General features: G+C 35.4%; 20 protein-coding genes. 17 read left to right on the forward strand and 3 right to left on the reverse strand.

What is annotated here, in order from left to right:
* Window positions 1-128: 128 nt before the first annotated feature.
* From ACMAYX_RS03765 to ACMAYX_RS03790, 6 genes are all read left to right on the forward strand, one after another.
* Window positions 129-1,193 carry a hypothetical protein gene (locus tag ACMAYX_RS03765; protein ID WP_103216852.1) on the forward strand — a complete coding sequence of 355 codons (1,065 nt, stop codon included), beginning with the start codon at window positions 129-131 and terminating at the stop codon, window positions 1,191-1,193.
* Window positions 1,194-1,278: 85 nt separating this feature from the next.
* Window positions 1,279-2,043, forward strand: coding sequence for a hypothetical protein (locus ACMAYX_RS03770; protein ID WP_103216851.1), 765 nt, complete (start codon window positions 1,279-1,281; stop codon window positions 2,041-2,043).
* Complete coding sequence (locus ACMAYX_RS03775; RefSeq protein WP_103216850.1) at window positions 2,044-2,976, forward strand: endonuclease/exonuclease/phosphatase family protein; 933 nt, start codon at window positions 2,044-2,046, stop codon at window positions 2,974-2,976. It begins immediately after the preceding gene.
* Between the two features lie 67 nt (window positions 2,977-3,043).
* Window positions 3,044-4,327 (forward strand): S8 family serine peptidase, encoded by a 1,284-nt coding sequence (locus ACMAYX_RS03780; RefSeq protein WP_412462773.1) that lies wholly within the window; start codon window positions 3,044-3,046, stop codon window positions 4,325-4,327.
* 101 nt (window positions 4,328-4,428) lie between these two features.
* On the forward strand, window positions 4,429-5,193 hold the full coding sequence (locus ACMAYX_RS03785) for a hypothetical protein (protein ID WP_103216848.1): 765 nt from the start codon (window positions 4,429-4,431) through the stop codon (window positions 5,191-5,193).
* A gap of 67 nt (window positions 5,194-5,260) precedes the next feature.
* The gene (locus ACMAYX_RS03790) at window positions 5,261-5,842 is read left to right on the forward strand and encodes a hypothetical protein (protein WP_392991468.1); all 582 of its coding nucleotides are present in this window, start codon (window positions 5,261-5,263) and stop codon (window positions 5,840-5,842) included.
* On the opposite strand, the gene ACMAYX_RS03795 is transcribed toward ACMAYX_RS03790, so the two are convergent.
* Both ACMAYX_RS03795 and ACMAYX_RS03800 read right to left on the reverse strand, forming a co-directional pair.
* Complete coding sequence (locus ACMAYX_RS03795) at window positions 5,839-7,467, reverse strand: PhoU domain-containing protein (RefSeq protein ID WP_412462774.1); 1,629 nt, start codon at window positions 7,465-7,467, stop codon at window positions 5,839-5,841. The genes ACMAYX_RS03790 and ACMAYX_RS03795 overlap by 4 nt on opposite strands.
* Before the next feature lie 29 nt (window positions 7,468-7,496).
* A complete protein-coding gene (locus ACMAYX_RS03800) occupies window positions 7,497-7,823 on the reverse strand; it encodes a hypothetical protein (protein ID WP_103216845.1) in 327 nt (108 codons plus the stop codon).
* Between the two features lie 301 nt (window positions 7,824-8,124).
* Here ACMAYX_RS03800 and ACMAYX_RS03805 point away from each other — a divergent pair, with 301 nt between their 5' ends.
* The 5 genes from ACMAYX_RS03805 to ACMAYX_RS03825 all read left to right on the forward strand — a co-directional run bounded on the left by ACMAYX_RS03805 (window position 8,125) and on the right by ACMAYX_RS03825 (window position 14,683).
* Complete coding sequence (locus ACMAYX_RS03805) at window positions 8,125-9,021, forward strand: hypothetical protein (protein WP_146037768.1); 897 nt, start codon at window positions 8,125-8,127, stop codon at window positions 9,019-9,021.
* Window positions 9,022-9,092: 71 nt separating this feature from the next.
* The gene (locus ACMAYX_RS03810) at window positions 9,093-10,739 is read left to right on the forward strand and encodes an ABC transporter transmembrane domain-containing protein (RefSeq protein ID WP_412469709.1); all 1,647 of its coding nucleotides are present in this window, start codon (window positions 9,093-9,095) and stop codon (window positions 10,737-10,739) included.
* 8 nt (window positions 10,740-10,747) lie between these two features.
* Window positions 10,748-12,871, forward strand: a complete 2,124-nt coding sequence (locus tag ACMAYX_RS03815) for an ATP-binding cassette domain-containing protein (protein ID WP_412471563.1) — start codon at window positions 10,748-10,750, stop codon at window positions 12,869-12,871.
* A gap of 22 nt (window positions 12,872-12,893) precedes the next feature.
* Window positions 12,894-13,697 (forward strand): HlyD family efflux transporter periplasmic adaptor subunit, encoded by an 804-nt coding sequence (locus tag ACMAYX_RS03820; RefSeq protein ID WP_412471564.1) that lies wholly within the window; start codon window positions 12,894-12,896, stop codon window positions 13,695-13,697.
* Between the two features lie 2 nt (window positions 13,698-13,699).
* Window positions 13,700-14,683, forward strand: a complete 984-nt coding sequence (locus tag ACMAYX_RS03825; RefSeq protein ID WP_392991461.1) for a hypothetical protein — start codon at window positions 13,700-13,702, stop codon at window positions 14,681-14,683.
* Window positions 14,684-14,714: 31 nt separating this feature from the next.
* Here ACMAYX_RS03825 and ACMAYX_RS03830 read toward each other — a convergent pair whose 3' ends face one another.
* Window positions 14,715-16,046: a S8 family peptidase gene (locus ACMAYX_RS03830; RefSeq protein WP_103216839.1), complete on the reverse strand. Its 1,332-nt coding sequence runs from the start codon at window positions 16,044-16,046 to the stop codon at window positions 14,715-14,717.
* A 223-nt stretch (window positions 16,047-16,269) separates the two neighbouring features.
* On the opposite strand from ACMAYX_RS03830, the gene hemC reads away from it, so the two are divergent.
* The 6 genes from hemC (at window position 16,270) to ACMAYX_RS03860 (ending at window position 23,072) form a co-directional block, all read left to right on the forward strand.
* Window positions 16,270-17,799: a hydroxymethylbilane synthase gene (hemC, locus tag ACMAYX_RS03835; RefSeq protein WP_412469712.1), complete on the forward strand. Its 1,530-nt coding sequence runs from the start codon at window positions 16,270-16,272 to the stop codon at window positions 17,797-17,799.
* Between the two features lie 17 nt (window positions 17,800-17,816).
* On the forward strand, window positions 17,817-19,088 hold the full coding sequence (locus tag ACMAYX_RS03840; protein ID WP_233189681.1) for a glutamate-1-semialdehyde 2,1-aminomutase: 1,272 nt from the start codon (window positions 17,817-17,819) through the stop codon (window positions 19,086-19,088).
* Window positions 19,079-19,993: a sensor histidine kinase gene (locus ACMAYX_RS03845; protein WP_103216837.1), complete on the forward strand. Its 915-nt coding sequence runs from the start codon at window positions 19,079-19,081 to the stop codon at window positions 19,991-19,993. Before ACMAYX_RS03840 ends, ACMAYX_RS03845 begins: the two co-directional genes overlap by 10 nt.
* Window positions 19,986-20,684: a response regulator transcription factor gene (locus ACMAYX_RS03850; RefSeq protein WP_103216836.1), complete on the forward strand. Its 699-nt coding sequence runs from the start codon at window positions 19,986-19,988 to the stop codon at window positions 20,682-20,684. The genes ACMAYX_RS03845 and ACMAYX_RS03850 overlap by 8 nt, the downstream gene beginning before the upstream one ends.
* Window positions 20,685-20,686: 2 nt before the next feature.
* Window positions 20,687-21,724, forward strand: coding sequence for a uroporphyrinogen decarboxylase family protein (locus ACMAYX_RS03855; RefSeq protein WP_103216835.1), 1,038 nt, complete (start codon window positions 20,687-20,689; stop codon window positions 21,722-21,724).
* Between the two features lie 148 nt (window positions 21,725-21,872).
* Window positions 21,873-23,072: a M20/M25/M40 family metallo-hydrolase gene (locus tag ACMAYX_RS03860; protein WP_103216834.1), complete on the forward strand. Its 1,200-nt coding sequence runs from the start codon at window positions 21,873-21,875 to the stop codon at window positions 23,070-23,072.
* Window positions 23,073-23,090 lie beyond the last annotated feature (18 nt).

Here is a 23,090-nt window from a genome sequence, read left to right on the forward strand (position 1 = left end):
ATTTAATAGACAGTAGTTTCTTCAAACACAACGAAAATTCAATATCTTGCCCCTTCTGTTTTTTGGCACACCTATTGCTTTATACATAGTATCTAAACTTAAGAAATGAAAAACCAAATGGGGAAACTATGAAAAAGCAAAATCTATCAACACTGATTAAAGTTGCCATCTTCACTGGATTAATTCCACTTTCTGCTTATGCAAATATTTGTACTATTGTAGAAAGGAAGTTTGAAAGAAAAGGTTTTGAGAAGATTAGTGACTTCGATAAAGACTTTCAAGAAAGATACAATAAATACAAGGATAGATGTGATCTAGAAAAATATAAGATTGCTGAAGAGAAGTTTCAAAAGAAACAAACAAATATCGAAAAAGATGAAAAGAAGCATGCTGACTTCATTAAAGACCGTGAGTCAATTGAGCTTTCAACAGAAGATCTTAGAGACTACTATGATAACTCACCTATTATCGCATACCGTGCATCACTGAAATATAAAGTATTCGAAGGTAATAAAGAAATCTATCTTCAAAAAGTTTCTGATGCTGATGCCATTTGCCAGAATATCCTTGGTGACAAGAAAGCTAAAGCAAAAAGTGCACTTGTTTCTATCGCTGAAAAAGAGCATATGGGTCAAGTTCAAACACCTCAGGATGTAAGTGATCAGCTAGAATCAAGATTTGATGGCGCTGGCTCATCTGCCGCATTTAAGATCACAAAAAGAGGTATCTTTGATCTTGGAGACAATGTTGAATCAGGAACAGTTACAGAAGACTTTGAAACATCAAGAAAAGAGCGTATGGAGTTCAATGCTGATCTAAGAGTTCTACAGGCCAATGGAAGCATCTCAACATTTGCAAGTGATATTAGAGCACTAGAGTTTACTAAAATTGAGTGTGTTAATAATCCTGTAAACGACAAAGATACTTTAGAAGACATTAAGACAAAGACGACAATTGAAACAAGAGTAAACTCTGCAAAAGTTGATAGCGATGAAGATGAGCAAAAAGTAGTTGTAAAATTTGAAGCACAAGAAAAACAAAACTTTATGGCCCAAAAAGGTAATAGTGATCGTGTTAATCCAAATCAACCAACGATCAACGATATCAGAAGAGGCGAAACTACAGAAAAGTATACAGTAGATGATCAGATTGACTTTATCCTAGGTGGATCAGTTAACTCAAGATCACAATAATAAATACCCCTCCCCCCTTTAAAGGCCCGCATCATGCGGGCTTTTTTGTTTTGAGAAATATTCCAATTCCATATACAATTTAGATATGAAAAATTATTACAAAGTGCTTCTTGTTGCCACAATCAGTCATTTCTCATTGGCCCTAAGCCCTCCGCCTCCTCAGGCGCAAGTTATTGAAGAAGTAAAGTTTGAGCCGCATATGGTGGAGCATCTTATAAAAGGCTGTCCAGAAAACTCTGAATGTAATTCACAAATGGGAAAAGTATCAGAAGACTTTAAGCAAACTTTTTTAAAGGATAGCTTGATCAAGAAGAAAGAATTCGCAAACAAATATGGTCTGCCTTTCACTTTCTGGACAACTCTCCCTAAAGATAAAAATACAATTACCTATCAATCAAAGTGTAGTTTTCATCATCCTCAGAAAGATAAATTTGGAAAAATTGTAAATGACAGGCAGCCTATTTATGAAGGAATTAGATTTCTAAAGAGCACGAAGGAGCTTTCAAACAATCAAGATATCCTACCTAATATCATGTTAAGGCAAGGGCAAGATAAACCAACGATCATCCCACGCCACTCTATTCCATTTTATACAAATGGAGCGGCCATTTACTTTCAACAAGAGTATCGCGGGGTTGATTTTAAGTTTAAAATAGAAAATGAAAAGGTCTCCCTCTTCACAGATAAACTTCAAAACTATGAGATACAAAGTGGAGCTTGCAGCGAAGAGCTCTTAACTAAGTTTAAGGAAATTAATAGTCAAAAGCTCTATCAAAGTGCATATTGTAAGCTTATCTATGATGCAAAGGCGAAGAAGTACTTTCGCTATATTTTTGGATGGAGCTGTTAATTGCAACAGAAACAATTAGAAGAAATTGAGCTTTGTGTTTACAACCTAGAAAATCTATTTATAAAGGATGCCTTTGATCATCCTCCAAACCTAAACTACTTTAAATCACCACTAAATCTCAATCAATTGCGTACAGTTTTTAGTGAAATAAATGCTGATATTTATGCTCTAACGGAGATTGGCTATATTGAAAGTCTTCATTACTTTAATGAAAATTACCTTTCAAATGAGTACGAAATTTATCACAACCAAGGAAACAGTGATCGAGGAATTGAAAACGCCTTCTTAGTTAGAAAGGGCCTGCCTTTCTATTTTGAGCATCTCTCTCACACTGATAAAGAGATTGATTTTATCTTGCACGATGAAGATGAAACAAATTACTTTCTATCACGTGACTTCTCTCACTTAAGAGTATTTAGCGATAAAGAGAAAACAAAACATATAATGAGTCTTTTGAATGTTCACTTAAAGTCCCAACGTGATGATTCCGGCCATGACTTTAGATCAGTTAGAAGAAGAAAGGCCGAGCTTGAGTTACTTGTTCACGTCTATAAACAAGAATCTTCACTCTTTAAAGAAACCCCTGTCATTTTATGTGGAGACTTTAACGGTAATGCTTCGAATGAAAAAACAGATGAAGAATTTTTATCACTATACTCAGAAACAAATCTTAAGGATGTACTTGGAATTTTTGAATTACCACTAGAGTACCGAACAACATTCTATCAATTCGTTGGCCAAGCGGCCCACCCTCTTCAACTTGATTACCTCTTTATTGATGAAAGATTTAAAAATCAAATTGCAGATGCTGCTGTCTATCGCTACCGCAACTCAGTTGGAAAGGTTTTAGGCCCGCCGCGCAAACGATCGGATATATGGAATAATCCCTCTGACCACTACCCTGTGTACGCAATTTATAAACTATTGAAATAAGATTCGAGAATTGATGATTTACGCGATGCAATTGCAAGGATGAAAAAGATCATTTAATAAATTCTCTATGCATCAAATTAAACAACACATCTTAATCTGGCTTTTTGCGTTACCTACTTTTGCAGCTTCTGTTGTTGCCATCAGTGATAACCAAATTGATATCAATCATATTGATCTTAAGGATCATCTTTTTTCTAATCGCCAAGAAATCGAAAATGGTAAAGATAGCGACGCTAATGGAAAGATTGATGATCTTAATGGTTGGAATTATATCCAAAACTCTGGAAAGGTTTTTGATGACGGCCTTATTGGAACTTTCGACCCAAGAGTTTTTGAATACTATGAAATTAGAAAGAAGAAGACACTAAAGACGGCAACTGAAAGTGAACTTAAATGGTACACGGAAATTAGAAAAGACGACGAGTTTATGGAAAGCAGAGATGAGTTCTCTTCATATACGCACGGCTCTCATGTTGCATGTCTTGCAATGAACACAAAAACTTTGCCGTACGAGCTAAAGTCAGGAGATCTCCAGTATCTTCCAATTCGCTACTTAGGAGATGATCCGAAAGGTCTATTTGCTAAGAAGGAATTTATTCCTAGCAAATATAGTAAGTCATATCTAAAGATTAGAAATATCGAAAGATACTTAATGTACTATGAAAACTGGATGATTTCTAAAATGAGAGAAACTGTTAAGTACTCGTCTAAGTTTTCAAATATCTATCACGCATCTTGGGGACAAAGCTGGGAGCCGGCCTATGATATGATCAACGGGCTCTTCCAAGATGAATTTAATTTAAAAGAAAAAGAAGTTAATGATAAATATGAAAAGCTAATAACTCAAATGCGTGATAGCTATATGAAAGGACTGATGGACAAAGGTCTAGAAGTGGTAAAAGCATATCCTAAAATGCTTTTCGTATTTTCTGCTGGAAATAAGAAAGACGATACGGACTCTTTATTGCATTATCCATCTTCAATTATTGCAGAAAACGTTATTTCTGTTGCCGCAATTGATGAACACAATAAGGATAAGGCCTATTTTTCAAATTTCGGAAAAAAGACTGTGACAATCTTTGCACCAGGAGTGGCAATCAATTCATGCTCACCAGGCGATAACTATGTTCCAATAAATGGAACTTCTCAAGCAGCTCCACAAGTAACAAACACGGCCGCAATGATTTATGCCATGGCGGACTTTTACAATAAAGATATTAATGGATCTTTTGTAAAAGACATACTGGAAGACTCGGCCAAAAAACTGAGTACTTTAAGCAATCTTTGCACAAGTGGTGGACTACTCGATCAACAAAGCGCTCTAAGCCTTGCACGTTACTATTTAAAGTAAAACCTATGCTAAATTTTAGCTGAAATTTCATACGGAATGAGCATATTTTGCCTAAACCTCTTATCTATTTTGACGATAAGAATAGATAAGAGGTGGATCATATGAACAAATTAGCAACTTTAATCTTACTATCTTCATTAATGAGCTGTGCGAGTAGTACGCACCAAACTGAATCAATTGAAAGCAAAATTGCAGGCTTTGAAGATCGCTCAGATAGTGAAGTTAATCCAATCCCTTCTTATAAAATTAGAAGCTTTAAAAAGAAGAGTCGTGGCCCAGCGAGTGTTGGTCAAGAACTGACTAAAGATATCTCTAAGCTTGATAATAAGAAAGTCTACTTTCTTTCGCTTTATGAACAATACTTAACATTCTCTGATCTCTACCCTAGTTTTAAAAAAGACGTTAAAACATGTGCTTACTTTCATCAAGAGTTTAGCTCATATAATGACAAACCAAAGACTTGGAGTTATCAGCTAAGAGAAGATATTGATGACAATATTGAAAATGTGGTTTGGCACCTTCCATATGATGGAGAGAGAGCAACAAAAGCAACTCTTCCTCTTGCAATGAAAGAACATATGGATCGTACATATTACGAAATATCAAAACTATGTGACAATGGTTTCTCTGATAATTACTACGTTTTTGAAAACTATATTTCGTTAGCAAAAAGTAATAAAGTTTATGCAGGAACAAGTGAAGGTGCAAACTCACTAGTTAAAACAAGTCTTGTTTTTAACAAATTACTAATCGACAATCTTTCAACAAAGAAGAAAGTTAATATCGGTCGTGGACTAGCTTCAAAATCAGAAGATATTGAGTATACGGAAATTTCTTTTAGAAGAATGCAAGCACTTTGGTTTTAGGAATCTTTAACTAAATTAGGCCTTACCGACCTTTTAATTAACTTTAAGTAGAACCTATGATGTTCATATGAAAGTTCTACTTTTAATTCCCCTATTCATTATTGCATTGCTATCTTGCAATCAAGATCACCCCAAGCAGGGCCGCTTATCAGAGATAACAAGAAATTTTTACGAAATCCCTTCATTCTTTGATATCGAGATTGTCTCAATTGATATACAAAGTGAAGTCTTAGATCAAAATTACAATTGCTACGAATATAAACTTGATATCAACCTTAAGGCAAAAGAAGACCTACTAACCCTAAGACCGAATCGTCCATTTGGAAAGTATCGAATTAGAACAACAAAGGGTGAAGAGTTCATTCCCATCACAAATACAAAAGTTGAATTAGAAAAAGAAATTAGATACTACGAAGAGCAAATAGATCAGGTAGCTCTTATCAGTCAATGTGTACGAATGCGAGGTAAGAAATGTATTCGCTACAGAAAGGTGAAGGCCTCTCGTCGCCATAAAGAAAGTATGATTGATCGAAAAATAGCATCAACGAAGAAGTTCTTTCCTTTCGCAATAAATAAGAATCAGAACACTATTGTAAAAGAGCTACCCATTGTTGTTTGTAAGAATGAATTAACTAATAAGTGGAATTAGATAACACCAGTTAAGAGTAAATAAACCTCTCTAACATTTGCACGAACCACAGATATTGATGTCATCATATCCGAATAATAGATATGCTTTCTTCCATCTTCATTGTGATGAACTTTCGCAAAATCTTCTCTTTCAGTCATAAGGTGCCTCTTGAGTTCACGAGTACTAACAATGACCTCATTAATTTCATCTTCAGTTGCAATCTGTCCTTTATAGACTGAAATACTTCTTTGATAGAGAGATTCAACTTCTGAAAAGTAATTTAGAAGACGATCGGTTTCATCTGCTGATAGCTTCCAATTTTCGTAATACTTTGTAAGCATAGTTGTAAGCTTATCTAAGCTATCTGCTAATTGTTCGAGGTCAGAGGCGATCTGCATGAGCTTTATAGCATTGCGACTCTCAACTTCCTCTGCACCATTAGCAATTACTTTTGAAATAAAATCATTAATTTCAAGTTGAATATTATCAATAATTTTTTCGTAATCTTTAATTTTTGCCAGAGCACGGGCCCCCTTAGTAGGACTTTCAATATACTCGTGGCACTTCTCAAACATTCTTGAAACAATATCTAAAAGCTTACCAATTTCAAGTTCGACTAAAACATATGCCATTGTCGAAGAAATATGTCTTCTTTCGCCAAGGAATTTTAACTTTGGACGATCCTTAAATTTCGCATCCGGATACATTCCCTGAATAAGTTCCGCCACAATATTCTTAAAGAAGAAGTAATTAAGGATTGCCAGTGAAATAACAAAGAATTGCCCTATGACAACAAGACTAACCGTTCCAACTGTTGTTTCAACATTATGATCAATGATCACAATTAATAAGAAACTAGCAAATGTGGCCACTAAGTAATGGACTAATGGATGGAGGGACAAACGAATTGCAAGAGGTCTTGCAACTTTTCTTGCCGTATTAAAATTTATAAAAAATGAACTTAGTGTTGAGGCGCAAATAATTGAAAAGCAAATACTAACAGGAAAAACTTTTGTGAAGATCATGACCACTGCGATGGCCAATGTCATCGTTTGGCTTCTTAAGATGAACGATACTAAAGTTCCAAAAACAAATCCAATTAGAAGGTTTGTAAATAAAGAATAATCAACAAATCGAACAACAATATCTTGAACAAGATCCCAAGTTAAAAGAGAGACAAGACTCTCATGCATTACCGATACACCAAGAAAAAGAAATGCTAGTCCAAATAGGAGCTTTGTTAGCTTTCTCACAAAGCGTTGTGTAAATACCAGACCAAGAATAAGAGCAAAGGCCATAAGATTCAGACCTATCTCCTGTCTTGAAAGCATTAGAATAAGAAAGATCGTAACGGCCCCAATGACAGAGCCAAAAAGCATAGGAATTACTCGATTCTTTTTAATCAAGTTGGCATTAACAAGACCTACCGTCACGATATTGGCCATTGTTGGTGAGAATGCTAGTAGACTCAGCCTTGCACCATTCCAGAAATTGACGACAAAGTTCTTTCCATCAATATCTGAAGCAATATGTTTGATAGCACCAGAACCCAGACTCTGAATACCTGCAGAGATAATTCGTTGTCCGTAATAAAATATAGCGAGTCCTGAGATAAAAAATAAAACCGTTTGCAAGTATTCCATGACTTATTAAATATAAATCCTTGTAAGATTTAAGAAGTGGCCTTGGCCACCCAGATAGGGATAATAATGTAGAGTATTGTATCTCGGATCAGATAAAATAGGAAAAAATAAATAAAAGCTTTTGGGCCTTTATTCCATAATCCTTCAATCCCCAAGTATTGAATCTTCTTAGACATTGCCACCATAAATTTTGTTTTACCATAGTGGGTAATGAAGAATGAAATAGCACCATCGACCTTGCGATCAAATGCCAGGAAAGGAGCCTTTAGTCGCTCCAGTAAGGACTTTAGAACAGTTTTCTGCTCTGATTGCTTATTCTTATCTACTTCGTTTGCATTATTAGTAACTGAGCTCATGATAAGCACAAATTAGCAGAGAAAAACAGTGGTGAAAAGGATTTTAGGAATCTTTGAACAACTATTAATGACACCATATAGAATTTCTATTGGCCCCGAATCAAGATATATAAGATAGTAATATTATGGAAGAAGATATTGACTAATACACTCAGACAATACAAATTAGCACAATATCTAACAAAAAGAATTAAGACGAATAAAGAAAAACAAGGTCTACAATTCCATGACACTTTTGGGTACCGATTTGGGTAATCTAAGTCACAGGGATTATAGACGACACAGTGCAAGGAAGATTTTTTTGCTACAAAAAATACACCTATTAAACATTCAAACTAAGAGTGAAAATATACCTACTCACCTGCTAAAAATGCCAGGTGCGTTTGTTCTTATTACATGTCAAAGAACAATCATCCTAACAACTACTGAATTCAGTGATGAAGACAGACAACTAGGACAATACTACTTTGGAAAGAAGGCCTATCACTTTCTACTAGAAACTATTTGTGGCCTACAAAGTAAGCTTAAGGGTGAGAGCGAGATCGTTGCCCAATTCAAAGAAGCATTCTCAAATTATTTAAAAGAAGATATTCGCTCTTCTCTAATTCTTAGAGTCCTTGAAAAACTATTTAAGGATGCTAAAGAAGTAAGAAAAGAGCACTTAATTAAGATTGGTCAACAATCTTATGCAGGTATTACAAGAAGAATCATTCAATCAAAATATGACTCTGGAGATGTTCTAATTTTAGGATCAGGACAATTAGCAAGAGATTCTATTAAGCACCTAATGAAAAAGTATAATGTTTATATTAGTGCTAGAAACCCAGAGAAAGTACAAGATATCATTAATGATTTTCCAAATATCAATATCACTGCTGTTGGCTGGAAGGATTATAACGAATACTTCAAGTTTAATAGCTATGTGAACACTATCGGATGCTCAGGAAAGATCTTTGCTGAAGAGTTCTTTGCTGGCCACTGTCCAAATAACTCAATCTTTGTCGACCTTGGCTCACCTTCTGTAATTGACACAGAATTTGACAAGAAACAGGGTGTTTATCGTTTAGGAGATATTCTTAATCACGGTAAAATGCTAGATGAAGAAAAGATTGAGAAACTAGACCAAGCGAAGATGGCCATTGAATCTCTTGTTGAGAAGAGAGCTAAGCACTTAGCTACAGTACGCGCAAATCTTTAGTATTAATTAACTCAAAAGCACCGTTATCTAAGTCGATCTGTTATCTACAGTAATTTACTGTAGGAGACGACATGGAGATTAATAGCTCAAATCGAATCGGACATATACCGCTTAGTACACTTAAGTGGATTCGAAAAAACTCAATTGTATTCGATAAAGAATTTATTTCTTTAAGAATGCTATTGCTACTTAGTCTACTCATCAATATTACATCCTTTGCACTTCCAATTGTTGTGATGCAAATCTATGATCGAATGATACCAAATCATCGAACAGCAACAGCGATTATTTTATTACTTGGACTAACTCTATTCCTAATGGCCGAAGCAGCTCTGAGATACTTACGCTACTATATTATTACCTTTGCAGGTGCCCGATTTGAAAGTAAACACTCACAAGAGCTGATTAAGAAAACAATTACAGATTCAGATTTTTATAATGTTGGTGTATTTCAGTATTCCTTAAAAGAGATTCAAAGAAATAAGTCATTCTTTGCAGGACAAGGGATAATTACATTAACAGAGCTACCATTCTTATGCCTCTATTTTGGATTCCTTTTTTATATAAATCCATTTATGGCATTAATTCCATTTTTTACACTGTCAGTTTATATGATGACCTCACTCTATTCTTTAAAGAGGATAACTAGAATAATCCAACTCAAGCACATAACTGATATTGATCAAAATAACCTACTTTATAAAATTCTCGATAATCTTACTGTGATTAGAAAGTTTGGTAGAATTAAACTATTTAACAATCAATTTAAAAAGAAACAGGCAAGAGTTGCTAAAAATAATTATCAGCTTAATTGCTATGAGCAACAGTTAATTAACCTCGGTCAATTAACAACACAAATTACATCTGTTGCCGTTCTAGCATTAGGAGTTTATCTAGTAAGAACAGGACAAATAGGAATTGGATCACTTGTTGCTTCACTTATTCTGGCCAATCGATGTGTAGCACCAGTCACAAAAATATTTCAAGTATTTAAGAAAGTACATGAGGCTAAAGTCATGTCTGATGTAATTATTCATCCAACAAGTTCAGCTCAAGCAAAAGAAAAACAAAAGCTAGAAAGTGTTTATTCGATGGTTATCCCTATTTATATAAGAGGTAAAAAGCACGAAATTCCATTCATGAAGGGCGATACTATTTCATTAAAATATCAAGACAAAGATACAAAGGAATTCTTATTTGCACCTAATTTGAAGGCCATCACAAAAAAAGTTTATATAAATGACTATAAGTTATCAGATGTTGATGACTTAAGTCTTTACAAGAAAATTGCAATCATAAACGCAAAGCCAAATATATGGAACGGCACAATTAGAGAGAACATCACTTCTTTTGGTCTAGTCGATGAAAAAAAGGCCCAAAAATTCATTAACATTTTGGGGCTTGGTGAAATAATTCGAAATCTTCCAAACGGACTTGATACAAAGCTGACATCAGAAGTTGAAGATAATATTTCTGATGAAGTAAAATCATTAATCTATATAACCAGACAGCTTGCACTGACACCAGAGATTATTGTTTTAAACGAATTTGAAGCAGGAGTAGATAGAGAAAACTATATTAAGGTATTCGAATATATTGCAAATATTAGAGAGTCACGAATTATATTTATCAATACCAGAGATCAAAACTTACTTAAGTTATGTAATCGAGATCTTTTGAATAATCGCATTGGCGAAATAGATACTTACTTGGCCTAGGGAGAATTATGTCGAATATAAAAATGATATTTCATAATTTAATGGAGCTTAAGTATCAAGATAATTACAGCGAAGACGTCAATGAAATTTTGATGTCTTATCGGCATATGAGAGAAGTTGATCTTATTAACTCACTAGCATCGATTGGGTTAAAAACTGAAAAGCTAAAAATCAATCTTAAAAATATTGAAAATAGTGCGCTTCCATGTTTACTAGTTGCGGACCAATATATTGAAAACTTTTGCAACAACGGAGATCATCTTATACTTAGCTATGACATCCACCTAGAACAACATTATCTAATTAATGATCATGACTTAAAGAGACAAGTAGACATCGAAAATTTCTCTATCAAGTATGCTCTATTTATTAAACAAATTAACCATAACGAACTCGATAACGAAGTAATTTTTAGAAATACAGAAAAGAGTTTCCCAAAATGGATCAAGGCTTTACTTCTTCGTTTTAAGAAGGAATTCATTACTGTAATTTCTATTTCACTACTTAATACAATAACAACAATAGCATTAGCGCTCTACGCAATCATTATATATGACATAATGATTGATGCAAGAGACATGTCATTTTTCATACCGGCAACAACAGGTATTATTCTACTACTTGCAATAAACTTCACTGCTCGAAATATTCGATCAAATATAATAACCTGGTGTGTTCAGCGACTAGATTATATTCTCGAAGTTGCCATACTTGAGAAAGTATCAAATATGTCAGATCATCAAAGGGAGTTAGAGAAGATTGACTTTCAAAACAATCGATTTGAAGAGATTAGAAACTCAGTAGAGTTTTTATCATCCGAAAACTTTTTAAAGTTAATTGATATATTATGTAATACCCTACTCATCTTTCCAATTATCTTTCTTTCTTGGCAAGTTGCTTTACCTACTCTAATTTTAGCTCCTCTCTACATTTTTATTTATCTATACAATATTTCAAATATCAGATTGAAGCAGAAAGAGTTTGATAGTTTAAATGAGAACAAGAACAATCTCGTTGATGAACTTAAAAGAACTTCAGAAGAAATATACCTTGAGAATCTCTTTCCAGTCTTTAGCACTCGCCTATCCTCACTTAGTTCCAACTCATGTTACAGAGAACATAAAACTAAAATGCATTCACAGAAAACATACCTCTTCTCATATTGTTTTATGGTTGGTGTTGCAATTATCTCAATAGCAATTGGTCTTAATTTAATTTGGAATCAAGGCCTAGAAGTAGGAAGTTTCTTTGGGTTAATGTTCTTACTATGGCATCTCTTAACACCAGCTCAGAAACTCTTAGAACTGCTACAAAAAACAGATACCGTTAACTCTTCATTTAAAAAGCTACATTATCTCCTATGCTCAAAAAGTGAAACGAGGACATACCGATCAATTGAAGATCTCTACACTAAAAATTTTGAGATTCAATTCAAATCTGTATCATTTCAATATCCTGACACTCTAGAAAATATCTTTGAAGATGTGAACCTTACAATAAAGCAAAATGAAATCTATGGTATTCATGCAGGCATAAACTCAGGAAAAAATGCTTTTATAAAACTACTTAATAAAACATATCTACCAAAATCAGGTTCAATACGAATAGGAGGAATTGATCACCGCCAATTTGATACTCTCTATTTGAGACAATATATCCTGACTTTAAATCTCAAAAAGTCCTTGTTGAAGGACATGAGTATTTACGAAAATATAAAATACATTAACCCGCTTATTTCACGTGAAGATATTATGATACACCTAGGTATCTTCGGTGTTGGTGAGTTACTTGAAGAAAATGGGCTAACAATAGATACTCCTCTTAGCGGTTCAATGAAATTGAAATTATCAAACGAGCTCTATTCGACTATTGTTCTAGCGATACCATTTTGCACTCAAGCAAAAGTAGTTCTTATCGAAGATATCCCTTCAAATATGATTAACGAACAATTTAAATTATTAAAGAAATTCTTGAAACTTTCTAAAGGTAATTTCTCTGTTATTTTCTGTAGTGAACATAAAGAGATACTAAAAGAAACAGATAATATAATTTATATGGCACCTGGCTCAAAACTTTCGTCTGGAAAAAAAGAAGAACTTCTAAATATCCTCGAAGAAAGTGCACTTGTGTAGAAAGATGTAAGGAATGAGATTTATGAAAGAACAAAAAAAAATATCTCTTAAAAATATCTCGGATTATGAAAAGCAATCCGACTATATTGGACAAGACATTCTGCTAGAAGAAGCAAGGGTACCACTAGCGACAAAATCGATGATCCTACTCTCTTGCTTTACTCTTATTGCTTTTTTTGCATGGATATCGTTTTCGACGGTAAATGAACTTGTAAGTGGTAATGGAATCATCGAATCAACTCGAAATATTATCACTATTCAACATAATAAGTCAGGAATACTTAATGCACTCTATGTTATGGAGGGACAGTATGTAGAGGAAGGTGAACTCCTTTATACACTTGTTGATGATAAAACAAAGAAGAAGGATAACACTCATTATATACGTTCAAACACAAGAGGAATCATAAGAAGCGTTATGATAGAGGCCATTGGACAAAGAATTTCAACAAGACAAAGTATAATGAGACTAGAGCCTATCGCTGACAGCGTCACAGCATCTATTGAAATCACTCCCGATGATATTAACTCTATTCAAGATGGAATGCCTGTTCAGCTAAAGTTTAAAGTTGGCAACAGGTATGAAACAATCCTAGGAGAGATTACATCGATCTCTTCTAATACATTTTATTCTAACAATGGTAAGGCCTACTACCAGGCCAAAGCACTTCTCTTTAAAAATCACCTTGGAAGAGACCCTAATAAGAATTTAATTTTACCAGGTGTCAAAACAAGAGCGGATATCTTTATAACGGAAAGAAGTATTCTGTCTTATTTAACAAAACCTCTAGAGTCCTCACTTAACTATGCATTAACAGAGAGATAATTATGTTTAAAAAACTACAGCAGGCCATTCAGGACAACATGTCAGAAGCAAGTAGCAGTGATAAGTCTCACATGCCAGAACATGAGACGAAAAAACCTAAGATACTTATCATAAGCAATAATAAATATATCACTGAACGCTTGATGCAAGTATTGGACGACACTTATGATATTATACAGCGAGATAAAGTTGAAATGATCATTCAAATCTTTGCAGATGTAAAAAAAAATGACGTTGATCTTATTCTCTTCTATGACTCAAGCTTAAGTAAAGACTTATCAATCTTTTCAATGCTAAAAAAGTACCCCAGATTCTCAAGTGTTCCAATAATAGTCTTGGCACAAGAAATTACAGAAAAGAGAAAGTCACACTATTTAAGCAATGACTTAAATGATTTCATTGATCTTCAAAGTTTCTCTAACATTAAACAGTTAATTAACTCAAAAATAAAACTTCAAGCTAAGATAAAATCTATTATTAATTATTCTCTCAACCACAATAGTGGGCTTGATATCGTATCAAACGCACAAATGCACATAAGAACACTAGCTGATGTTGCCGGATGTGCAAGAACATTAAAGCTATTTACAAATTCATCAATTACTCAAGAAAGGGCATTTTTTGAAATTATTCTAAACTCTCTTGAGCACGGTCAACTTAAGATTGATAAACTCGAGCGAGAGAAAATAAAGGCCAATGGGGACTATGAAAGTTATCTTGATATCCTATGCAATAGAAATAAAGAGCCTGTTATTGTGACATATGAAAAGCTAGAAGAGTCCTATCGTATCTCTGTCATAGATGGAGGAGATGGTTTTGAGTTCAAAAAATACCTAAAGGCCAACCTTAGTAACTCTATCAAAGAATCTGAAAAAGGAATTGCTATTGCCAATAGTACTAAAGGAATCGAGTTAAATTATATTGTTCCAGGAAATATTGTTGAAATTAATATTCCACATCAGGAAAAGTTCAAACTTTGGCACTAAAAAAAAGGCCCGTTATTAACGGGCCATTATTTTAAAGATTTTCTAAAGCAGAAAATAAATCGACAACCCCGCCCGTTAGGATATCTCCATCCATCGAAGACTTGGCCGTTACACTATTCATTAAAACATTTTTTAATTCAACTGCTGTTAAGTAAGGGTGTCTTGAAAGTACTTCTGCGGCTACACCTGTTGTATTAGGAGAAGCCATTGAAGTCCCTGACATATTTCCGTAGCGATTTCCAGGAGTCGTTGAATAAATTGAAGATCCCGGGGCCGCAACATCAACACTTTTAACACCATAGTTTGAAAAATAAGAAAAGCGACCATAGCGAGTTGATGAAGCTACAACTAACATCCCTTCACTTTCATAAGAAGCAGGATAAGTTAATTTTGTATCAATATTTTGTGAGCTATTACCAGCACTAACAACAACAAGAGTGTTATATGTTTTTGCGATATAATCAATTGTCTCCTTTACCAGCATTCCACCTTCATTATGTGACTTACCAAAAGAGCAGTTAATTACTTTTGCACCATTCTTTGCCGCATAAAGAAAGCTTTCCGCAATATCGACATCTGTTTCATCACCATAGCTTGGAACTGAACGAAGTCCCATAATGCGAACATTTGATGCGACACCTGCAATACCAACTCCATTATTTTGTGTTGCTGCTATTGTTCCTGAAACGTGAGTTCCATGTGAATGACCATCCATCATATCCCCTGTTGCATTCCCTTCACTATCACGCTCAAGTGTATTGATTCCGTGAACATCATCGATATAACCATTACCGTCGTCATCAATTCCATTGCCAGGTATTTCCTTAGCATTGACCCACATTACATCCTTAAGATCCTCGTGGTTATAATCAACACCTGTATCAACAACTGCGACAATAATTGGAGCATTAGATTGTGACAATCCACTATCCTCATAAACTCTATTAACACTCATGCCATGCTTGTCAGCATCTTTAAATGCCCATAACTTTGAAAGTTTTGGATCATTTAAAACAGAGCTATAAATCTCATCTCCTTCTTCAATTGATTCTGACTCAAAAGATTCAACTGGCATTGGAAGAGGCTCACGTTTTGAGAAAGTATCAAATTGTGCATCAAGAATATTTTGATGCGCTCTTAATTTATTTAAAAGTGACTCATCCCCATTTGTATAAAGAACATATGTGGATTCAAAAAAGTAAACTGATTTATTTATTCCCTTAAACGCCGGAATATCTTTACCATTCTTTAACTTTACAATAATGCGTTTTGGGTTGATGTTAAGAGACGATGCCTTAGCTGTGATGTTAAGGAAAAAACCTAATAAAATTAGGACTGTTCCTATTAAGATCGATCGATTCATTTGCAATTCCTTTTGCTAATAAAATTTCAATGACTTAAGTGTATATATAAAAAAACGATATAAAAAATGTCTTTTTCTTACATTTTCACTCGGAGATGGGACCAGTTTAGTTAAAAATCAAAGAATAGACTCATCGCGCATGCTTGGTTTTAATGACAATTTCATGACAAAAAAGTAAGTTATCTAATGTATTTTACGTTCACACCATAAACAAGGATTTATTTTGAAATACATCATCGGAACACGTGGCTCACTATTGGCCCTGACTCAATGTAATCAAGTAAAAGATCAACTTGAAGAACTAACTGGTGACGAGTTTGAATTAAAGGTAATTAAGACTCAAGGTGACCAGATTGTTGATAAGCCACTTTGGCAACTCGAAGGGAAAGACTTTTTCACTAAAGAATTAGATGCGGCCCTACTACAAGGTGAAATCGACTTAGTCGTACACTCATATAAAGATCTTGGAAGTGATAGACCGGAAGGAATAAAGCTAGCAGCAATATCGAAACGTGACTATGCTTACGATATTCTCCTAATTAAGGAAGAGACTGTTAGTAAGTTAATGGCCAAAGAACTAACAGAATTTGTTGTTGGAACTTCTTCTCCACGTCGAATTGTTAATATTGAAAGCTCTTTATCGGAGTTCTTACCTTATGGAGACAATGTAAAAGTATCAACAAAGATGCTTCGTGGAAATGTAAACTCACGTATTCAAAAACTTAGAGATGACAACTACGATGCGATCGTTCTAGCAATGCCTGGTATCGAAAGACTTGCTATTACAGAAAGCTCAAGAAAAGAGCTTGAGGTTCTACTTTCGGGAATGACTTATGCTGTTCTACCTCACAGTCAATTTCCAGCTGCCGCTTCTCAAGGAGCTCTTGGAATTGAATGTTTAGAAAACCGTGATGACAACGGAGTACTAGAAGAAAAACTTTTTAAGCTTCAAGACAAAGATACAGTAAGTGAAGTAAGCCGTGAGCGTAAAGCATTTGCAAGCTATGGAGGCGGTTGTCACCTTGCAGTTGGTATCAATGTCACAAAAAAAGGTGATTATTATATTCATACGCATAAGGGAAAAGTTGATGACAAGGTAATCTATGAAAGACACCTTGAAGGAAGCTTCCCTGCACCAGCCTCTAAGGCAAAGGCATTCATTGGCCTTCCGCATGCTGACCACAGAGAACAAGAATATATCTATTGTGAGCTAATCCACAAAGAGGCCCTAAAGAATGCACGCGTTCCAAATAACGACGTTCTTCTTTCTGCGCGCTATGGTGTAAGCCTTCTAAAGAATCACGGTAAAGCTGTTTATACTGCTGGTACTTCAACTTGGAAGCTACTTGCTCAAAATGGCCAGTGGGTTCATGGATCATGTGATGGCCTAGGAGAAGACACACTAGACAAGATTCGCAGCTCAAAAGCCATTGAAGTTTTAAATGGCCCTAAACAAGAGCTAACAATCTTAACACATAAAGACTCTTACTCTGACTATGGACAAGTATTTGAATCATATGAAAAGAGCAATAAAGAAATTCGTGAAACATTCTTAGATGAGCTTAGACAGTGCGATGTATTCTTTTGGACTAGTTACTCACAATACAAAACTTATGTTGAACACCTTCCAGAGTTAAAAGACAAATTTCATGCTTGTGGACTTGGTAAAACATTTGAACAACTTTCAAAAGAAGGCGTTACTGTTCGTCCATTCGCGAGTATGGAAGAATTTAAAGCTTGGCTAAAAAAATAAATATAAAAGGATTACATATGAGCAATATGCACACAGAAATTTTTGAAAAAAGTAAGAAGATGGTTCCAGGTGGAGTTCACTCACCTGTTCGTTCATTCAAAGGAATGACATCAACACCAAAATTCTTTAAAAGCGCTAAAGGTGCTTACTTTACAGATATCGAAGGTAAAGAATATATCGACTTTTGCATGAGCTTTGGGCCACTCGTTCTTGGACACCAAAACGAAACTGTAAAAGAAAAACTAACTGAGGCCTTAGGTCGTGGCTGGAGTTATGGTGCTTGTGAACCATATTCAGTTGATCTAGCTGAATACCTACTTTCTCGTCTTACACATGTTGATCAAATCAGATTTGTAAACTCGGGAACAGAAGCAGTTATGACAGCACTTCGTCTTGCACGTGGTGTGACAGGAAGAAATAAAATTATTAAGTTTAATGGTTGCTACCACGGTCACGTTGATGCCATGCTAATTAAAGCGGGATCAGGACTTGCTGGTGCTGCTGAGTCTTCTTCTCTTGGTGTTCCAAAAGGTGTTGCAGATGACACTCTAATTCTAGAGCTTGAAGATCTTGAGGGTGTAAAGAAATGCTTTGAAGATCACAAAGATGAAATCGCTGCAATCATTGTTGAGCCACTTCCGGCAAATAATGGTCTCTTAATTCAAGACCAAGCATTCCTTGAAGGATTAAGAGAGATCACAAAAGCAAATGATGCACTTCTAATTTTTGATGAAGTAATTTCAGGCTTCCGTGTTGCTTTTGGTGGTATGGCAGAACTGACTGGAATCACTCCAGATATCGTTACTTACGGTAAAGTAATTGGTGGTGGTCTTCCAGTTGGAGCAATTGCGGCCAAGAAAGAAATTATGGAACACCTTGCTCCTGTTGGTGGTGTTTACCAAGCTGGAACTCTAAGTGCAAACCCACTTGCAATGGTTGGTGGACTTGAGACACTTAAACAAATGACAAAAGAGAGCTACCAAGAGCTTGAAGATAATACTCTAAGAATTGTAAATATCTTTAAGAAGTGGCTTGCTGAATATAACGATGGTCAATTTTCAAACTACAACGTAATTCACCACTCTTCTCTATTTTGGATCGTTCCAGGAGATAAGATAAAGTCAGTTGGAAATATTCCAGGCAATATTGGTGAAGACTTTGTTCCACTATTTGAACTTCTTCTTGAAAAGGGAATTTACCTGTCTCCAAATGCATATGAAGTTGGATTTGGTTCACTTGCACATAACGAAGAAGTTGCGAAGGATTTAGAGAACAGACTTTGGAACTAAAGAAAGCTTCTTCTCCATTCTTTTTAATCTCAACGATTACGACGGGACTAATTGGGCTCTTTGGCCTGTGGTGGCTCTTTTTAATTTTTAAAATGAGTGATCGCTTGGCAAAACTTAATATCACAGAGGGCCCAGACATAGGCTCACTAATTAAATGGGAAGGAATTACGTTTCTGGTCCTTATTCTCATTCTAGTGAGCTCTCACACTCTCCTCTTTATCAGAGACCAGAGAAAGAATCGCTCGATTGCAGCTTTCTTTGCAGGGCTTACGCATGAGCTTAAGACTCCCCTTGCAAGCATAAAACTTCAATCTGAAGTCATTAAAGATGAAGTTGAAAAAGACTCAAACCAAAGACTTCAAAAACTTACGACTCGCTTAATTGACGATACGATTCGACTAGAGAATCAAATGGATAAAATCCTACAGCTCTCACGTATAGAGCGAGGTGGAAACTTAAATTGTACAGATATTGAAGTAGGTCATTTCCTAGAAAATATTATTGAGAGTGGCTACCAAAATAAATTGAATGTTACGGTAACTAAGGAAGTAAAAAACATTAGCCTTCAAGCTGACGAGTTTGCTCTAAGTATCATTTTCAAAAACCTTTTAGAAAATACTATTTCACATACTGATTCGAATGAAGTTGAAATTACGATCAGTACTAAAGGACAGGCCGTAAATATCAGATATCATGATCGCGGCAGTTTTAGTGGTGATGTCAAAAAGCTTGGGAAGCTTTTCTACAAGCACCAATCGACGAAAGGCTCAGGCATAGGCCTATACCTTTCGAAGAAATTAATTGAAACGATGAAAGGTCAATTTAATATAACTTTAGATAAAGGCTTAATCTTCGATATTCAATTACCACTATCAGAACAAAGTGACGGAGGTAAAGATGAATAACTTCGGAAAGATTCTTGTCGTTGAAGATGATAACAATCTTGGTGATACACTAAGTGAATACTTAGGCGACATCGGTCACGAATGCCGACTTGCAAAGAATGTTAAAGACGCTCGTTACTATTTCGAAGACTTCAAACCAAATATCATTCTAATGGATATTGGACTTCCAGACGGAAATGGGATTGATCTTGCTAAAGACTTTAGAAAGCTTAGAAAAGACTTCATTCTTCTTTTCTTATCTGCTCTAAATGATCCTCAAACAAAAGTTGAAGGGTTTGAAGCAGGTGGCGAAGATTATATTACAAAGCCATTTGCTCTAAAAGAGCTAACGATAAGACTGGATCGACTACTAAGCTTTAAGACTAATATCGACTCCCTTGAGGAAGAAATTCTTATTGGTGATTTAAAAATTTGGCCAAAGCGATTTGAAGTACAAGATGGCGACGGCAAGATACTAAATCTAACACAAAAAGAGTGTGCCATTCTAGAAATCTTACTAAAGAAAAAGAATGAAGCTGTTGAAAGAGATTTTATTATTGATGAAGTATGGGGTGAGGATAAATTTCCATCACAACGTACTGTAGATAACTATATTGTTAAACTTAGAAAATGGGCCGAGAGTGACTCAAAGAACTCACTTGAGATTCAAAGTGTTCGCGGAATTGGCTACAAGCTTATTATAAAGGAATAAAAATGGGATTATTTAACGATCGCAAAAGTGAAAATGGAAAAGAATTTGTACCTGTATGGTTTATGAGACAAGCTGGGCGCTACCACGACCACTACCAAGGTATGAAAAAAGATCATACATTCATGGAGCTATGTAAAAAACCAGAGCTTGCATGTGAAGTAACAATGGGCCCAATCAATGACTTTAAATTTGATGCGGCCATTCTATTCTCAGATCTACTCTTCCCTCTAGAGCAAATGGGAATGGGCCTAGAGTATGCTCCAGGACCAAAGCTTGAAAAAACTCTAGAAACTGTTGCAGATGTAAAAGCACTTAAATTCTTAGATAGTGCAGAGAACTTTTATAAATTCCAAGGAGAAGCATGTACTCTTCTTAAAGATGCTCTACCAAGTAACAAGACACTTCTAGGTTTCGTAGGTGCTCCTTTCACTCTTTATACATATGCAGTTGAAGGATCTCATGCTGGTGCCTTATACAGCTCAAAAATTGGTCTATATGACGGACGTTGGGATGCATTTGTCGATCTACTTCTTCCAGAACTACTAGGAGAAATGAGAGCTCAGGCCATTGGTGGCGCAGACGCAATGTGTCTTTTTGATACAGCAGCCGGTGAGCTTAATTTTGAAGATTACACTCAAAAAGTACTACCAGTACTTAAGAAAGTAACTGCTGAATTCAAAAAAGAATTCCCAAATAAGAAAGTAATTTACTACTCAAAAATGACTCACCTTAGATACCTACAGGCGATTGAAGATGACAATATTGATGTACTAGGTATCGATTGGCGTCATGACCTTGGTCATGTTTTAAATACTCTAGGAAATGACTATTATATTCAAGGAAACCTTGAACCAGCTTATCTAGGACTTCCATGGGAGACTCTTGAGAAGAAGTGGATGGACCTATATGAGTCAGTGCAAAATGCTAATGCGCCGATGAATAAATGGATTTGCGGTCTTGGACACGGATGCCTTCAGTGGATCGATCAAGAAAATGTACGTAAAAGTGTTGATTTAATTCAAACAAAATTTCAATATTAATTATTTGGGCGCAAAGCGCCCAAACTCCCTTCCTAGACGTCTTCTCCAACATCTGTGTAAGAAGATAACAGAATCTATCTCTATTTTAATTATCTGATTGGCCCTAAAATAATTTAGTTACAGTTATAAAATAACCAAGGAAGGTTAGATGAAAATTACACGCAAGATTTGTGTTCAGTTACTAGCAGGACTCTCACTACTTACAATTAATACTCATGCGTTTGAGCACAACTACATCGTGACAGGAAAGGACTTATTCCAGTCAACGCAAAGTCTACACTCGAATCTGCAAATTGATATTATTAAGGTTGAAAAAGACCTTGTTATTGCTAAGACAAAAATTATGAGCGAGCAAGCTGAGATCTCTCACCTTGCACACGAAGAGCATCAAAGATGTGGTGGTTTCTTTGCGTTTCAAACGAAAGAAGAAGCACTTCAATTCGTAAAAGAACAAAAAGAAAACTCAAATATTAATGCATTCTTAGCTGATTACACAATCAACCAAGAAGATCTTGTTAGATCGGCCATTGCAAATGCAAAAGAAAGCTCAATAAGAAGTGTTATTGAAAAGCTTTCTAGCTACAATAACAGATATTATAAATCTGAAACAGGTGTTGATTCTCAACAGTGGCTTAAAGATCACTGGACAAGCCTAACATCACACCGTTCTGATATTAGTGTTGATTTCTTTAACCACTCTTCATACCCACAACCATCAGTTATTGCGACAATCAAAGGTAAGAGTGATGATGTTATTGTAATCGGTGGTCACGGTGACTCAATCGCAGGTTGGTGGGGACGCACAAACGCTCACGCACCAGGTGCCGATGATAACGCTTCAGGTGTGGCAACGGTTACTGAAGTTTTAAAAACACTAGCTCAAAGTGGTTACCAACCTGAAAAAACAATTATGTTCATGTCTTATGCTGCCGAGGAAGTTGGTCTTCTTGGTTCTAAAGAAATTGCACAAACTTTTAAAAGACAAGGTAAGAACGTTGTTGGTGTTATGCAACTTGATATGACAAACTTCAATGGTTCAAACGATGACATCACAATCATCACAGATTATACAAACGAAGCACAAAATAACTTCCTAGGTTCTCTATTAGATAAGTATCTTCCAGAACTATCTTGGGGACGTGATACTTGTGGTTATGCTTGTTCAGATCATGCTTCATGGACTGCTCAAGGCTTCCCTGCTTCAACACCATTTGAAACTCGCAAACGTGAAATGAATGGAAAAATCCACTCATCTCGTGACACTCTAGATAATATGGGTGGAACAGCTGATCACGCTCTAAAGTTTGCGAAACTAGCACTAGCATTCACAATCGAACTTGATAGATAGGATATCTCTCGACTTTGA

It is taken from the genome of Halobacteriovorax sp. RT-2-3 (assembly GCF_047085075.1).
Lineage (GTDB): Bacteria > Bdellovibrionota > Bacteriovoracia > Bacteriovoracales > Bacteriovoracaceae > Halobacteriovorax_A.